The sequence below is a fragment of the Aeromonas sp. s12 genome, from assembly GCF_040907925.1.
In the GTDB taxonomy this organism is placed as follows: Bacteria; Pseudomonadota; Gammaproteobacteria; order Enterobacterales; family Aeromonadaceae; genus Aeromonas; species Aeromonas veronii.
Genome location: NZ_JBFOCT010000022.1, coordinates 1 through 16,108 on the forward strand (window position 1 = coordinate 1; position 16,108 = coordinate 16,108).

15 protein-coding genes and 1 pseudogene are annotated in these 16,108 nt (G+C 47.1%); 14 read left to right on the forward strand and 2 right to left on the reverse strand.

All coding sequences use genetic code 11. The annotated features are described in order from the left end of the window. Positions 1 to 31: 31 nt before the first annotated feature. Positions 32 to 979, reverse strand: coding sequence for an IS30-like element ISAs2 family transposase (locus AB5Y67_RS09770; RefSeq protein ID WP_019706001.1), 948 nt, complete (start codon positions 977 to 979; stop codon positions 32 to 34). 315 nt (positions 980 to 1,294) lie between these two features. Here AB5Y67_RS09770 and AB5Y67_RS09775 point away from each other — a divergent pair, with 315 nt between their 5' ends. Both AB5Y67_RS09775 and AB5Y67_RS09780 read left to right on the forward strand, forming a co-directional pair. Beyond that, on the forward strand, positions 1,295 to 1,438 hold the full coding sequence (locus AB5Y67_RS09775) for a hypothetical protein (protein WP_368207695.1): 144 nt from the start codon (positions 1,295 to 1,297) through the stop codon (positions 1,436 to 1,438). Positions 1,439 to 1,450: 12 nt separating this feature from the next. Beyond that, positions 1,451 to 2,806 carry an SVAGG family GlyGly-CTERM protein gene (locus AB5Y67_RS09780; protein WP_368207696.1) on the forward strand — a complete coding sequence of 452 codons (1,356 nt, stop codon included), beginning with the start codon at positions 1,451 to 1,453 and terminating at the stop codon, positions 2,804 to 2,806. Between the two features lie 100 nt (positions 2,807 to 2,906). Here the strand turns inward: AB5Y67_RS09780 and AB5Y67_RS09785 are convergent, their stop codons facing one another. Next, on the reverse strand, positions 2,907 to 3,830 hold the full coding sequence (locus tag AB5Y67_RS09785) for a WYL domain-containing protein (protein WP_150389167.1): 924 nt from the start codon (positions 3,828 to 3,830) through the stop codon (positions 2,907 to 2,909). Between the two features lie 100 nt (positions 3,831 to 3,930). Here AB5Y67_RS09785 and AB5Y67_RS09790 point away from each other — a divergent pair, with 100 nt between their 5' ends. From AB5Y67_RS09790 to AB5Y67_RS09845, 12 genes and pseudogenes are all read left to right on the forward strand, one after another. Next, entirely contained in the window at positions 3,931 to 4,230 is a 300-nt protein-coding gene (locus AB5Y67_RS09790) for a DUF4258 domain-containing protein (RefSeq protein ID WP_223849309.1), read from the forward strand. After that, positions 4,227 to 4,856: an ADP-ribosylglycohydrolase gene (locus tag AB5Y67_RS09795; RefSeq protein WP_223849308.1), complete on the forward strand. Its 630-nt coding sequence runs from the start codon at positions 4,227 to 4,229 to the stop codon at positions 4,854 to 4,856. Before AB5Y67_RS09790 ends, AB5Y67_RS09795 begins: the two co-directional genes overlap by 4 nt. A gap of 526 nt (positions 4,857 to 5,382) precedes the next feature. Next, positions 5,383 to 6,996, forward strand: a complete 1,614-nt coding sequence (locus AB5Y67_RS09800) for a hypothetical protein (RefSeq protein WP_150389166.1) — start codon at positions 5,383 to 5,385, stop codon at positions 6,994 to 6,996. A gap of 21 nt (positions 6,997 to 7,017) precedes the next feature. After that, positions 7,018 to 7,863 (forward strand): hypothetical protein, encoded by an 846-nt coding sequence (locus tag AB5Y67_RS09805; protein WP_150389165.1) that lies wholly within the window; start codon positions 7,018 to 7,020, stop codon positions 7,861 to 7,863. 2 nt (positions 7,864 to 7,865) lie between these two features. Further along, positions 7,866 to 9,395: an AAA family ATPase gene (locus tag AB5Y67_RS09810; protein WP_100653831.1), complete on the forward strand. Its 1,530-nt coding sequence runs from the start codon at positions 7,866 to 7,868 to the stop codon at positions 9,393 to 9,395. Between the two features lie 345 nt (positions 9,396 to 9,740). Beyond that, positions 9,741 to 10,657 (forward strand): annotated as a pseudogene (locus AB5Y67_RS09815) (IS5 family transposase). 314 nt (positions 10,658 to 10,971) lie between these two features. Then, entirely contained in the window at positions 10,972 to 11,916 is a 945-nt protein-coding gene (yhfZ, locus tag AB5Y67_RS09820; protein WP_197725323.1) for a GntR family transcriptional regulator YhfZ, read from the forward strand. Positions 11,917 to 11,974: 58 nt separating this feature from the next. Further along, positions 11,975 to 12,307: a hypothetical protein gene (locus tag AB5Y67_RS09825; RefSeq protein WP_127005503.1), complete on the forward strand. Its 333-nt coding sequence runs from the start codon at positions 11,975 to 11,977 to the stop codon at positions 12,305 to 12,307. After that, the gene (locus AB5Y67_RS09830) at positions 12,307 to 13,185 is read left to right on the forward strand and encodes a hypothetical protein (protein ID WP_199428237.1); all 879 of its coding nucleotides are present in this window, start codon (positions 12,307 to 12,309) and stop codon (positions 13,183 to 13,185) included. Before AB5Y67_RS09825 ends, AB5Y67_RS09830 begins: the two co-directional genes overlap by 1 nt. A 14-nt stretch (positions 13,186 to 13,199) precedes the next feature. After that, positions 13,200 to 13,559, forward strand: a complete 360-nt coding sequence (locus AB5Y67_RS09835; RefSeq protein WP_029303224.1) for a DUF2620 domain-containing protein — start codon at positions 13,200 to 13,202, stop codon at positions 13,557 to 13,559. Positions 13,560 to 13,569: 10 nt separating this feature from the next. Continuing rightward, on the forward strand, positions 13,570 to 14,871 hold the full coding sequence (locus AB5Y67_RS09840) for a YhfT family protein (RefSeq protein ID WP_199428236.1): 1,302 nt from the start codon (positions 13,570 to 13,572) through the stop codon (positions 14,869 to 14,871). A gap of 72 nt (positions 14,872 to 14,943) precedes the next feature. After that, positions 14,944 to 16,107: an alanine racemase gene (locus AB5Y67_RS09845; RefSeq protein WP_199428235.1), complete on the forward strand. Its 1,164-nt coding sequence runs from the start codon at positions 14,944 to 14,946 to the stop codon at positions 16,105 to 16,107. Position 16,108 lies beyond the last annotated feature (1 nt).

The following is a 16,108-nucleotide window of genomic DNA, read 5'->3' on the forward strand; positions in this document are numbered from 1 at the left end:
CGCGAATTCAACTTCGAAGTGCGACACTCGCCTATGCCGCCTGACGGTACTCTTCGAATACCTTGACAGGCTGCCTGAATCCGAGACATTTCCGAGGTCGTAGGTTGAGCCACTGCTCCGCTCTCCTGACATCCTCGTCCGTGACCTCTCTCAGGTCTGTTCCCTTTGGGATAAACTGCCTCAACAGCCCATTGCTGTTCTCGTTCAGACCGCGCTCCCACGAAGAGTAAGGGTGCGCAAAGTAAGTCTCGGCACCCAGCGCTTCCTCTATCGCCTTGTGTTCGGCAAACTCGCCGCCGTTGTCAAAGGTGATGGTATGCACCTGCTCGATGTAGGGAGTTAACATCTCGATTATCGCATCCCGCACCACCCCAGCCTGTTTGCTCGCGACCCGCTTGACCAGATAGAGCCGGCTCTTGCGCTCCACCAGGGTGACCAGTGCACCTGTGCCTTGCTTGCCCAGCACCGTGTCCGCCTCCCAATCACCGAGCCGCTCCCGGCTATCGACGATAGCCGGCCGTTCATCAATAGAGCGGGCTTCCTTGATGGGAGAACGCAGGCTGCTCGCCCCCTTGCGGTAGCGCTTGTGGCCCTGGCGCAGATGGCGGTACAACTGGCCACCCCGGGCTTTGTCGGCGGCCACATGGCGGTATATCCACTCGTGACTCACCATGAGGCCTATCTGCTTGCCCACCGCGCTTATCTGCTCCGGGCTCCACCACCAGGCGAGTGTCAGCTCGACAAACTGGATGACATCGGCAGATAGCCGAGATTTGGCCGCACTGGCCCGTCGGTGGGTGGCGTGCTGATGCGCATTGTCTGGCTGGTAGCCCTGCGGCCCGGCGTTACGACGCAGCTCCCGGTAGAGGGTGGAGCGATGAACGCCAATGGCGCGTGCGGTGGCAAGGATGGACATCCCCTGTGCGCGAAGCACCGATAACTGGTATCGTTGCCCCTCGGTCAACTGCTGATAGCTCATGGTGATACTGCTTTTACTTTGGCGAGCAGAAGGGTACCACCAATCAGCAGTTGGCCACCTCTCGCCATTCATCCATGAGTGTCGCACTTATTATCTGAATTCCCGGAAAAAGCGATTGAATAGGTTAGCCACGAGGGGGTAATAAAGTGGGGGTTAAGCAGAGAGTTAATAAAGTCTTTGTGTTTCATGGGATTGTGAATCCGTTCACAAATCATGACGTTTTTTTAAAAACATCATGTCACGCATTGCAAATTGGATTCGTTGGAGTATTGTTTTCGGTTTCATATGGTTATACTAGTTCCGGAGAAACTATTGATGTCAAAGCTACTCCTTATGGCTGCAACCTTGGTTGCAAGCAATGCGGTGATGACCACTACGGTTATTGATGTAAACGTAATGGTTCCTAAATCCATCGTTGATCAAGATGGTGCCGAAAAAGTGTTTAACACCATTCACTAGCGTGTAGCGGCTATGGACGAGTATTACACCAGTCAGCGCACCGGCATCGTCAAAAATGGCAATCCTGAGAACCTGCATTTCGAGGTGAAGCAGATCCTCGTTATGAGCGATACCGTCCTAAATCCGACTTGCAAAAGCGATTACGGTCCTGCAACCGTGCTTCTCTATGAAAAAGTCATAGCTGTCCGTGACTCTTATGGACCTAATTTTGGCATCAAAGCACCACCACTCTGGGATGGCATTTGCAACAACGAGCAAGACATTCAAGACCTGACTTTTGCTGTGCACAGCTCTGGTGCCGATATGTGGATCACCACAAAGGGCGGCCCAGATGGCAAGTTTGATGGGATGGCTTCTGCTGGCCCTGACTTCTGGGTGAGCCGTTATGACACCACCCCTGATACCTACGCACATGAAGCATTCCACCTGTTCGGCGCAGAAGATCTTTACAACCGTAAAGGTGCAGAAGGATTCTGCGACCAAGGAGGCATCTGGGCTGGTCGTCTGATGTGTGGTTACGGTGATCTGACCAAGAACAACATGTTCGGTGGCAGTCCTTCTGCCATTGATCAAGGGGATATTTACCCTTACGGTCCAAGCGAGAGGTATTTACTCCAAAACTTCTACAACAACCCTGACAGCCCTGATGCCGCTCGCCTGTTGACGATGCCTGATGGCAACCTCCGCGCTTACTACGGATGGACAAAAGGCACTGGTGCAGGCGTCATGCCGAGTGCAGACGTTGCTGATCGCACTTTCACAATGAAAGTAGACAGCACTACCCTGACTAATGCGAAGCCGTACATCGATGTTACCATCACTGCCTCTGGCACTGATGCTGCCGGTAAGCGTCTCTCTGTAGAGCTGTATAGCGAGTCTGGCAGCGCGGTTGTGGGCCAGCACTACAACGATGGTATCTCGCAACTGGTGCGCTTTGACCCGACGACTGGACAGACTGCTCTGGATGCTACGGGCAACCCGACCTACACAGTGCGCGTGACAGCGCGTGACCTAGCGTTCGTCGGTGCCAAGAGCTTTACCCTAGGCCTGCGTAGCGGTACTGGCGGTAATGTGATTACCCAGCCAATCGTTATCACTGTGCAAGGTGCCAACACTGATGATGGTCGCAACGATGGTGGTGACAACGGTGGCGGTGGTTCGACAGGACCGATCTCATTGCTGACTTTGGTTATCTGCGGGTTGGTTCGCCGGCTTAAATGTGTTGATAAGCCTTGTACCAATACCTTTTTTCATCATTATGGCAAAGTGGTCAAGCTGCGTTGGCATGGTAGGTCGCCAAAGCACCCAGATGTTATGAGTGTTGCCGAGAATAATTACGGGCGTCCCCAAAACACGAATTCCGATTAAACGATTTATTACAGTCAAGGCTCCCACCATGTCGGGAGCCTTTCTTATTTCTATCTCTCTTTGCCGGATGTGCGGAGAAGTCGGACATCATGGCGCAGGGTTAACTTGGTCGCATTTGTAGGTCTGCACTCTTGAGCTTGAAGGTACAGCCTTGCTGGATGAGCTCCTCCCGATTTGCCAGCACCAGCGGGTAGAGCAGGGGATGTTGTTGATGTTCTCCGTTATAGCTCACTTGCATCCGTTCCAGTGCATAGTGCATCAAAGGGATGCGCTGGCTGATCAATAGCTGGTTCCCCGTCATGGCATAGTCTCTGGCAATGATGGCTTGTTGTCCTTCACTGAGCCCGGGATTGGGAACGACTACTGCAGTCACCTGAGTGTTCCACTCCAGATCCTGCTCCCGGCCGTGAGGGGAGGCATCCAGTAGATCCGGTTCGCCCCGAAAACGACTCATCACAAAGTCCAGATATTCCCCTTTCTTCTCGCAGTAGGCGCGTACGTGCCAGCGGATCCCGTCATAGACCAGAGTGTGGGGCACGATATTGCGGCCACTCTGCTCCTCTGAACTGAGGGATACGTAGTCGACATCGACCCGCAGCTGGCCACGGGCCGCCTGCACCAAACCGCGCACAATCCTGGGGTCGATATGGCGGTTTGGCACATCCAGGATCTCGATATGGCCGTAGCGCAAATCCATCAGCGGCAGCGTTAACAGGCCCGCTTCATGTTGGCGCTGGTGCTGCTTTTCACGGTGTAGCAGCATCAGGTACTCATCCACTTTTCCCTCACTAAAGCGCGGGACAAAGTGCTCTGTGGGTTTGTATCCCTTCAGGCTTCTGTCATAGACCAGCCCCTCCGGTGAGTAGTGGGTCAGGTAGTGGTTGATGTCCCGCGATGCCTGTTGACGACCGATATTGAAGGCGGTCATCAAATGATTGGTGGTCAGCCGCCCTTCCCACTGCAAGACGATCTCCAGTAGACGAAAACGCAGGGTTTGATCCCAGGTGAGCTCTTTGGGTGCCATACGTGCTCCAAAATGCGACATGTTTATGTAACCAGTATCGGCATGAGTATACAGGATACATATAATGAGTCCATCTAAATGAGCGCCAAAGGAACATGTCATGAACGGGAAGCTGGTTAGTGCATACAGTCATCACGCCGCGTGCCGGATGCAGCAGCGCGGTATTGCTCCCGAGCTGGTAGAGCTGCTGCTGAGCATCGGACGTTCTTCTTATCACCAGGGACGCGAACTGGTTTATCTCGATCGCAAAAGCGTGACGATGCTGCAAGCCGGTACGGAGTGCCAGAGGAATGCTGCCAGCGGCTGCGCGGTCACTATCTGGTACTGCAAGACGGTGAGATTGTCACCGTCGGTCATAAAACCACCCACTTCAAACGCGATCGTCACTGAGGCGCTATGAACTCAAGACTGTTATCGGATCAGGCGGCCATGCCCCTGGTCAGGGGGATATATTGCCTACTGTCAGCCGAGCGAGCTAGGGAGCTGACCGTTCTGCTTGCCAAAGGCACGCGTCACCAAGAGGGTGAGACTTCACCACTGGCGGTGGTGACGGCATTGGCTATCCATGTCGAGCAACATCGGCTGGATTGCACGTCACAGCCGATCTATCTGGGGCGTGAGCAACTGATGACTGGTGCAGCCGATTTGCTGGGGGAGGATGCCAGCTTTGAAGATCAGGATGCGTTTCGTCTGTTGGCGCTGCTACTCGACAAATTGCTGCGAGGAGGGCGTGGCAGCCGTCAGGCCAAGCTGCATGGATTAACGGTAAGCGTTATGGAGCAGCGGGCGCTGGCAGCAACATCTCCAAATAGCGGTGCTGTGTTGCGTGGGAGTTGGCGTCGAAAATCACTAGATCAACTCGGCATAAGTAATTGGCTCGCAGTGGTCGAATCTGCGCTCTGGTGTTTTTGGCATAGCGAAACACTGCAAAAGGGTGAAGCACTGCTTGGTGTGTTACCGAAGGCAGATATCCGAGTGCGCATTGTATATGGCATGTTGGCAGGAGCCTTTTACCTAGGGGACTAATCGAGGTTCAGCCCATTTAGGGACGAACTGCTCCGTCACTTTAATCTCCGGATTACAGGCCTATCCTGACCGCAATCATGAGTTTTGTTGACGCAAAAAATGCCTTTATCAAGATCAGGTGCGAACAGGTCCTTAATGTGAGATAGTTTGCCCTAATTGGTATCTAGCATGAGGTCAGCGTGAGTCAGCAACTCAGCTTTGCGAGCCGCGAATTTAGTGGCAACTCCGGCATAAGTCGCACAGACACATTCATTGTTTACTTATTTGGTCTGTGTTCGGGGGCAACTATATGTGATACCGAAATAATATTCAATTGCAAAGGGGAGAGTGGTCACAGTATTTATACATTGGACACAAAGCGTTGTAGTGGTTGTGATTACGTCGGTGACTACCATCGAGGCGAGAGCATTCCTCAATGCTTAAAGTACAAAAAAAGGAGTATTTTCATGGTTATAGTGAAATTACTTCATTTGCCTGGGTTATATTTTCATCGTTTCGTCTAGAAAACTCAAAGGAGTGAAAAGTAATGATTGAAACAAAAGATAATGAAATTAAAAACACTACAGAAACCATACACTCGATTGTAAATCTGATCGAAAAAGATGTTCTTAATCCAGATGACAGTGCGGATAATATCGAGAAGGCATTGTCGATTGATTTGGTCGGCGAGAATCGCCTAAAAGTAGGTGAAGTAGTTCAGTCATTTGTACAATCCTATAGCAATAAGTTAGAAGAGACTCCAGATATAGCTTGGCTTGATAGTAAGTTTTCTCAGTATCCAACTATATGGAAAGATAGTGATGAACGAAACAAAACAGCGCTGATAATTGTTGAGTGTGTCCAGATGTTTGAGGAAGAAAAAAAGACACTTATCAAATATCGTGAGCGAGGACTATCCCGTGGTAGCTATCTTAAAACAGCCATAGAAAACGGTGCTAAGGCTCAGGGGGTTAATGATATTGGAAGTTACGCTGCCGAAATCGACAGAGCCATAGAGCAGGCAAATAATGACAATATTAAATTGATGTATAGAAGGGATGGTGAGATTAACCAATCATGGCATCTTGATGGTTTCATTGCCGAGCAACACCATGTCGAAAGTTTTAATCTGGAAGCTGCTGCACAGGGATGTAGTTACCGTGCGGAAGTACTTAAGCCAGCACCAGGTCAAACATATGGTAAGAATTCAGTCGATATAGTTATCCGAGATGGAAATGGTAAAATAGTCAAACGCTACCAGTCAAAATACGGTGCTAATGCGGACTCAACCAAAGAGCTTTTTGAGAAGGGAGACTATCGGGGGCAAAGAAAATTAGTACCAGAAGGTCAAGGGAAAGAAATCAATAACAGCACAGAAATTATTGAACATGAAGGCGTAAAGTCAAAGCCTTTATCCAAAATCGATGCCAAGGAACGTCAGCGTAAAATCCAAAAAGAGCAGGATGCCAAACAATACGAATGGAATGATGTTAATAGTAAAGCTATTGCTAAGAATATAGGGCAGAAGGCTGGTGTGGCAGCTATGTTGGCAATTGGTTTTCAAGGTGCGCGTATTCTAGGTCGACGAATCTGGAATACTCTAAGAGGGAAGGCTAACAACAGCATTGAGGAAGATGTTATAGAGTTTGCCGAAAGTGCCTTAAAGTCGGGAGTCAGCTCTGGGCTAACAGTTGCTGTAACCGGCGGTATGGTTGTTGCCTGTAGAAGTGGCTGGCTTGGAGCAACTCTAAGCCGCACACCCGCTGGCCAAATTGCAAACGCAGTATGCGTCGGGATCGAAAATGTTACAATCCTTGCAGATTTAGCATCTGGAAAAATCAGCGGCGAAGAGGCATTGGACAGAGCGGGTGATACAACTTGCAGTTTGATCGGCTCTTTGGCACTAGGCGCAGAGGGAGCAACAATAGGAGCCAAGGTAGGCTTAATACTAGGACCTATAGGCGCCGTGATAGGGGGCATTGTAGGGGGAGTTGTGGGTGGGATTGCCGGCAATTCTGTGGGACGTGCCATTTGGGAAGGTGGCAAAATTATCAGTAAATTTGTGGCTAATAGTGTTAAAACCGCTGCATCACGCCTGTTTGAAGGTTCAAAAAGTGTAGCTAATAGCATTGGTAATTTTTTCATTAGTGTTTTCTGTTAGTAATGGTGGGGTGAAATAAAAATGACAAAGACAATCAAATTTAATTTAATAGTTGATGGAAAACCGATCCGGAATTTGGATGAGCTTCGAGAGAACTTCAATATTGAGGATGTTCTTGCCTTCTATCGAAATGGCTTATTGAGTCGTTGGCTCGAATCACGAGATCTGATTGAAGAGTTTTCTGAGTTAAGAACAATATCAGAAGACGATGTAGAGGCGGCGAAAGAATTATGCAAAATTTTTCATGGTAATTTTACAAATCAACAGATTGAAATGGCCGCGTATCCATTCGCTTTTCGTCGGAAGCATATCGAGCGCCTTGAGCATCATGAAAGTTCGGATGCAAAAATAAGAGAAATTATCCGCACATACCATGAAAACTACACAAAACTTCTTTCGAGTATTGAAGAGCGAAGTGCAGACTATCCATTTATTAAGTCGGCCATAGCTGAAATATTTTCACATTACTTTGAGCTTTATATCCTTGATGCGCGTGCATTTTACGAACGCTTTATTAAAACACATCCATTAGTTATCTTGGCAGTTTTAGCTAATACGGATATGCGGCCTCACATTGCGAAAGAACTTTCGCAAGTTAAGCAAGATATTGGTAGTGCATGGCCGAATCCTGCACTACCTCACGTTCAAAGCTTTGCCGGGGTCACAGAAGGTTATTGGAAAGATTTAAAACCTGAAGGGACTAGCTATCTTATTATTCAAATGGTTAATGGGAACTTTGTACGTAACTTTGGCAAAAGTGGTGAAGAGCTAAAAGTAGATGACGTAAATGGTAAATTCCCTATCTTAGATGGTATTGACTATAAGAGCAATAGTTCAACTCATGCACTTGTTTATATGGAAGTTTAAGTATGAGCCAGGAAGATAACACTAATTTTTCGACCAAACTAGCTGCGTATGTTGCTGCTTTACGTCCAATTATTTATATAAACCATTTCGATTCCCATTCAGTTGATTCGCTTATAGCAAGTATTGCTGAGAAGGGAACTAAGATATATGAATATAATGAAGCCGGACATCATATCGATTTCTTACATAAGATTTCGGTTGGAACGCTACCCGGTTATGATAACCTGAATGGATTTCTATCAGCATTTGATGACAATGAACCAAAAAATGTTTTTTTGGTGTTAAAAGATGTGCACCGCCAGCTCCGTCCCGAAAGTGCTGATGCAGCTATCATCGCTCGACTAAAGTCAATTGCAGAGCGTACGATGTTTCGTGAAGGCGTATATGTCACTGTTTTTTTAGTATGTTCAGAACTCGTAATTCCATCTGAACTGGAAAAAATAGTTACTATTTTCGATATTCCCTTGCCAGGACCTGATGACATTGAAAGTATCATTCAAGATTACGCCAATGGATTCAATATTCCAATTACCCTTGAGGATATCAATGAATTATGCGTATCCTTTAAAGGATTGAGTGATTTCGAAATTAGGCAAATTCTTAACCTTGCTTATCAACGCTCAGGACTAATCACGGCAGCAGACAAACAGTTGATTCTTGATGAGAAGGAACAGATTATAAAAAAAACTGGTATTTTAGAAATTTTGTCCTTCAATTCTAATCTCAACGACATCGGTGGTTTGGACAACCTAAAAAGATATCTTCACAACAAATCTCATATATTCAATAATTTGGGTGAGGCTCGTCGATTTGGTATTGATATACCAAAGGGGCTTCTTATTGTTGGCATGCCTGGTTGCGGTAAAAGCTTGACTGCTAAAGCTACAGCTAGCCAGTTCAATGTACCATTGTTGCGTCTTGATGTTGGTAAATTGATGGGGAAATATGTAGGTGAGAGTGAGAATAATATGCGTCGCGCAATCAAAACTGCGGAAGCTGTATCTCCTTGTGTGCTATGGATTGATGAATTGGAAAAAGCTTTTTCGGGTCTCAGTGGGCAGAGCGGTAGTAACGATGTAACTACTAGACTGTTTGGGCAATTTTTAACGTGGCTTCAGGAAAAAGAAAGTTCTGTTTACGTGGTTGCCACATCAAACGATATCTCTGCATTGCCTCCCGAATTCTTGCGAAAGGGGCGATTCGATGAGCTTTTTTTAGTCGATCTTCCTTCAGCAGAAGAAAGGCGTCGAATTTTTGAGATACATCTTAAAAAACGTGGAAAACTTGGGGAACAAGTTGATGTACTCAAACTTCTCAAAGATACTGAGGGTTATAGTGGCGCAGACATCGAATCACTGGTGAAAGAAACGGTTGAGATAGCGTTTGTTTCTGATGATAAAACTGTGACGACTGAGAAACTAACAGCTGTAATCAAAACAACCAAGTCTATATCTATCACGCTAAAGGATAAAATTTCCCAGTTAAAAAGTATCTACGATAAGTATGATTTTCAGAAGGCAAGCATTGGCTGATCAATATCGGCCTACTATCTCAAATTTCTGAAACCAAAAGGGTGGAAAAAACGGGAGGTATTCCTCCCGTTTTTATTTGAGTATGTAAAACCTTCCGTTGTTGCCAAGTAGCATTATGCTGTTATGGAGGCTTTGCGGGGAACAGGTTCGAGGTGAGCTGCTGATGCAGACCGTTGTCAGCTGACAACGGCTGATGTTGGTCTACTGAGTTCGATTTCATTTCACCGCAAATGCACTGTTTGATACCTAGAGTGGCGTTCGTTGTTGCCCAAATCGATGCAGCTTGAATGGAACTAACTGAGGACTCGATGAGCTGATCACCACCATCCTCTTCAAGTCTGCATCATGGGCACGTCGCTTCATCCCATCACCAACTGGCCTCAATACAACAATTCTTTGATTAACCGTGGTTCACTCACCTTCTGGGTTGATACCGATGCCATGCACAACTATTTTCACCAAGACCATCACGGGCGACGGGACCGCAGCCAGCTCTACAGCGACCAGAGCATCTGCACCTTAGATGCTCAAGGGGAATTTCAACCTCACTCTGCTGGCCACTCAGGGAATACTCTACTCCTTATTCGCGTTGATGAATGTGCCGCTGTGTCTGTCGGACTATAGAGGTGCCAGCAAGCGGGTAAGCACGGTGACGGTGGCGTATCGGCAGCCATTTAAAGCAAAGGTTACCGATCAGGTATCGACTCAACCGGGCTGAAGGTGTTTGGTGAAGGCGATTGGAAGGTCAGAAAACACGGCGCCGAGAAGCGGCGAGTCAGGCAGCAAGCTGCATCTGGCAGTGGACCCCGCCACTCACAATATCGTGGCAGCACAAGTCTCGTTGGAAAATGTCCATGATACCGAGGTGTTGCCCACCTTGCTCAACCCACTGCGGCGCAAGCTGGGACGTGTTTATGAGGATGACGCCTACGACAGCAAAGCCAGCCATCAGCATATCTTGCGCAAAGGGGCGACAGCCTGTATCCCGCCTCGCAAGAATGCAGGGCTCTGGAAAAAGGGGCACCCAAGAAATGAAGCCGTGCTGGTGATGCACAAAGAAGGGCTGGCGCACTGGAAGAAGATATCAGGGTATCACCGTCGCTCACTGGCCGAGACGGCGATATATCGGTTCAAGCAGTTGCTGACGGGGAAAATCAGTCTGCGTAACTACAACGGCCAAGTGGGAGAAGTAATGGCGTATGTAAGCGCCATAAACAAACTGAACACTCAGGGTTTTTCCCGTTAGACAGCCCCGAGTGTAGCAGTCACCAAAGGCTGGGGGCAGTTGCTGCTTGGTTTGGGAAACAACGCCTATGATTGTTTTGACTTGTCTATCTGATGCTCTCGGAGACAGTTCTATAGGATCAAACACCGAAGTTGAAGTTAGTTCATCTGATTATAATTTCAGGCTTATTTTAATTTTTTTCAACTAAATCATGATGTTATTTTTGTTTTTATGGCGTCATTATTGGCATTTTTGTAGAGCATATGTTGCTCTCATTGTCTCCTGGAAGCTTCTCTCTTATCCGATTTGTTATGAAGGCGCTCACAAAATTGAGCAATCGTTTGGCTTTTGATGAAATCTATGCTGTATTATTTATTCAAAATAATGAAGATAAAGACGATGACAAACGCATACATCAGTAAAGAAGGCATGGCAGTGATATGTCTTGCAAAGTATCTCATGACGACACGGCCTGACGACCGTCTGAGGACCATAGATTCCTTGTCAGAGGAGATTGGTGTATCGGTTGGATTTATACAGAAGGCGTTTACCACGCTGGAAAATGACAAGGCTGTCAGCTTGAGTAAGCAGGGGCGTAATGGCACTTATATTCGGCAACTCGATTATCAAAAGCTTGTCCGTTACTCCGGCATCAGCCATGTGGTGTGTGCCATGCCGCTGCCTTATACAAAGCACTACGAGGGGCTGGCCAGTGGATTGAAGGCGCAACTTGGCAGCCTACCACTCTACTTTGCCCATATGCGCGGCGCTGATGTCCGTGCCGAATGCTTGAAAAAGGGTGTCTATGACCTAGCCATTATGTCCAAGCTTGCTGCTGGAACATTGGGTGGTAGCGTTAAAATCTTGGCGGATCTGGGGGCTGAGTCCTATTCACTCGAGCATCGCTTGATTTATCGGGAAAACGAATATGAGACTATCAAACGCGTGGGGGTCGATCCGGCATCTCCTGATCAGCGAATTCTGACCGAGAAGGCGTTTGCAGAAAAAGAAATTGAAATTGTCGAGATCAACTATTCCAACAGCTTGAGTTATCTCGTTTCCGGGCAGATAGATGCGGTCGTGTGGTTGCCCGAGGCCATCGATATGAATGTATCGGGGCTGTGCGAAAAATCGCTCCAGCATATTGATGAATGTCGCCAAGCATCCCAGGCGGTCATTCTTGTCGGTCGCCAGAGCCAGCATGTCAGCGAGCTAATTAGTAAGTTACTTGATGTTCATCAACTATTGGTCCATCAGCGTTTAGTAATTGAAGGGAAGTTGATACCAAGTTATTAATATTTGAATATGGAGATATGCAGTGATAGCGCGATTACAGTTACTCCGGTCAGCCGATGTGATCAGTCATGATGCATTAAACGCATGTTTAGTGGTAATGGAAGACCTCAGGGAGAGCTTTCCAGTTGGTGATGCTAACGAACAATTCCAGATGATGATTGTCCATCTGGCCAGGGCATTTGATCGGATTAAGTCAGGAACACCAATAGAGCAAGGCATGGATCCAACCCTGTTTGATGAAGTACAGGAAGATCCATTCTTCCATGATATTGATGTGCTCAACAAAAGACTGCTTGATAAAATTGATCTTGCGACAGCTCCGGAGAGTGAAAAGTCATTTATGTTGAGTAATCTTTTATCACTGCACTACTCATGTCAGGAGGGTATGTAATGTCGATTAGCCTCGATGGTTACACCTATTGTCATGAACATCTGCACATTGACCTATCTTCACAGAAAAGAGATGAAGATTGTCTTCTTGATAGTTATGCGTCGATCCGGGATGAGCTTATTGCACTCAAACAGTATGGCGTGCTTAATATCATCGAGATGACAAATCGTTTTATGGGGAGAAATCCTCATTTTATTGAAAATATAATGCATGATACCGGCATGAATATCCTGATGTCGACAGGTTATTACATCGAAGGTTTCTTCCCCGAGAAGCTATACCGTATGTCAGCTCGCGAGATATGCGGTGAGATAGTGCATGAAATCACGGTGGGTATCGATGACAGTTCACTTAAAGCTAGTGTCATTGGAGAAATTGGTAGTAGCGAGAACGCATTTACCGAAACGGAGCGAAAAGTCTTTGAAGCTGCAGCAATGGCGCATTATGAGACCGGCCGCCCAATCTCGACCCACCTTTCCATGAGCACCATGGCAAGAGAACAGGTGAAGTTATTCAAGTCGTATGCGGTCGCAATGGAAAGGGTCACTATCGGTCATTGCGATCTTAAAAATACTCTGGATGACATCTTGTGGTTGATCGAACAGGGTTGTCATGTTCAGTTTGACACTATCGGCAAGAACAGTTACTTCCCTGATTCGTCGAGAATCAACATGCTGAAAGAATTGGCTAGCAGGAATTTGTTGGATAGAGTCATGCTATCTATGGATATAACTAGAAAATCACACCTTAAAAAAAATGGAGGCCTTGGATTTTGTTATCTGGTGGAAAGTTTTATTCCACAGTTACTTGAGTCAGGTATTAGTAAAACTCAAATAGAAAAAATGTTACGTCTTACCCCTTACCACTTTTTTAAATGAGGCTGGATATAAAAATGAAAAAAATAGGGATTGCTGGATTGCAACGTGAGCAGATAAAGGCGCAGATTGAACAAGCTGCACCGGGGGAGTTTGAATGTCATATTCTCAATGACATGGATGCCGCCATGAAGGTAAAAGCGGGAGTCCTGGATTATTACATCGGGTGTTGTAATACCGGTGCTGGGGCTGCACTATCAATCGCTATCGCTATTATCGGTTATCCGAAAAGTTGCACTATTGCTAAACCTTCCATCAAAGCTAAGTCCGAAGAGGTGGAGAAGTTTATTCAAGAGGGCAAGGTGGCGTTTGGTCTTTCAGTGGAACATGTCGAACATGCCATTCCTTTATTAATTACCAAGCTTGCCGCCAATTGAGGGCACAAAAATGGACATTATTCAATTAGGGTTAGTCACTCTGTTGTGTGCCATGACAGCTCTGTTGGCCAATATGAGTGCATCGGTATTTCATGACGGAATCAGGCCGATTCTACCCCAAGTCGTCGAAGGAAATATGTCGCGGCGTGATGCGGGATCCGTGGCGTTTGGCTTGTCGATTGGTTTCGTCGCCTCAGTCGGTATTTCGTTTACGCTTTCCACTGGTCTTCTAAACCCTTGGTTGCTCTTTTTACCGACCGACATTCTTGGTGTGATGATGGCTCGGCGCTGGCAAGCCGCATTAGCTGGCGGTTTGTGGGGGATTCTGGTTGTTACCTCTCTTTCCGGTGTGAATGCTGTATTGACAGGCTTGCCTGTCGATGCGGTTGGCGCGTTAGGTGAATTGGGTACGCCAGTGATGACCGCTTTTGCACTGTTTCCGCTGCTCGCCATCTTTTATCAGTTCGGTTGGAAAGCTGGTGCTATTTCGGCTGCAGTTATTGTGCTGGCTCGGCTGGCCACGATGAAAATTACCACTATTTATCCTGAGTCCCTGCAAATTTTCGTTGGGATGATGATGCTGGTGGGGACTGCCATATACAAAGACATCAACGATAAGAAAAATGGTATCGCGCCGCCTGATATGTCGGGTATGCACAGTTTGTTTGAAGAACGCACCAAGCGCATCATGAAAAACCTGCCGTTCCTAGCTGCAACCGGTGCGCTGGTAGCTGTGGTTGTCAACGCTGGTTATTTTGCTGGTTCTGAAGTCTCTATCTATCCGCTTGCCGATGCCTACAAGTTGACCGATCCTGTCGCGCAGCAGACGGCAATCAACCAGGTTGCTCTTTCTGAATTCATGCGCGGGCTTGGGTTCGTACCTCTGATTGCGACCACTGCACTGGCCACTGGTGTATATGGTGTGGTCGGGATGACTTTTGTGTTTGTGGTTGGTTATCTCTCACCTAACGTACCTGTTGCTGCGGTGCTGGGGGCCCTGACCATTTGTGCGGAAGTATTCTTGCTGCGTCGGATCGGCCATTTCCTGGAACAATTTCCGTCTATTCGTAATGCTTCGGATAATATCCGTAATTCGATGAACACGCTGATGGAGTTTGCACTCCTGATCGGTGGGGTACTGGCGGTGATGAAAATGGGTGGGACCACCGGGATTACCATTTTCACTATCTTGTTCTTCCTCAATGAGGTGATGGGCCGTCCTGTACTAAAAATTGCTGCTCCGGCTCTCGCTGCCATATTAACTGGTGTTGCACTCAATATTTTCCATATCGTCGGAATTTTTAATATCTGACCCCAGGGTTACCCGGTTTGACAGCCTGAAAACTATCGGGCCGGGTAAGCTACATTTATAAGGTGAGCGAAGATGTTTCTTGATGCTTTGAAAAGACAAAATCCGAGATTTATAGAGTGTGCAGCTGAATTATTAAAATCCAACCAGGTTTTGCCTGACACTTATATTATTGATGTCGACCAGTTTGTTGAAAATGCGAGGGTGATCAAGAAAACTGCAGATGAGTATGGGATCACACTCTATGCGATGACGAAGCAATTTGGACGTAATCCCGTTTTAGCAAAATTGCTGATCGATGAGTTAGGTTATGATGGTATTGTCTGTGTTGATTTCAAAGAAGCACGCCATTATTCAGATCTGGGAATAAATGTTAGTCATGTTGGGCATTTGGTTCAACCACCTACTGGGATAGTCCATGAATTGGTGAGTGTCACCAAACCAGAGATTATAACCGTTTATTCTATTGAAAAGGCCAAGGAGATTTCATCTGCTGCAGTTAATGCGAATGTAGTTCAAAAGATTATGGTCAAGTTTTGTCAGCATGGTGACATTATTTATCCCAGTCAGGAGTCTGGATTTTTACTAAGTGAGCTGGATGAGGTTATCCAATCATTGTCAGCACTACCGAATATCGCTATAGCGGGGGTCACTCATTTTCCCAGCTTTCTCTATGATGAAGATAAAGATGTGACCGTGGCCACACATAATTTCAGGACAACGATGATTGCCAAAGAGCAGGCTGAGCGAATGGGTTGCCGGATAACACAGGTCAATGTTCCGTCTTCAACTAGTTGTGAAACAATACCGCTAATTGCCTCTCGAGGTGGGACGCATGGCGAACCGGGACATGCTTTGACCGGTACAATTCCATCAAATCAGAATGGGGATCAGCCAGAAAAGATTGCAATGCTTTATTTGAGCGAGATATCTCATCAGCATAACGGAAATAGTTATTGCTATGGTGGTGGATATTATCGGCGTGGACGTATTCGTGGCGCACTGGCAATGGATGGCTCAGATCCACACGGACGCTTCATGCCATTTGTGGCAGGTGATGATGGCAGCATCGATTACCACATCCAGTTGGCGGGAACGTGTCCCGTCGGCACACCCGTTATTATGGCTTTCCGCTCCCAGGTGTTTGTGACCAGGAGTGATGTTGCGCTGGTTGCAGGAATATCGACAGGGACCCCGAAAATCATCGGACTCTATGATTCGCAAGGGCGAGAGTTGTAAG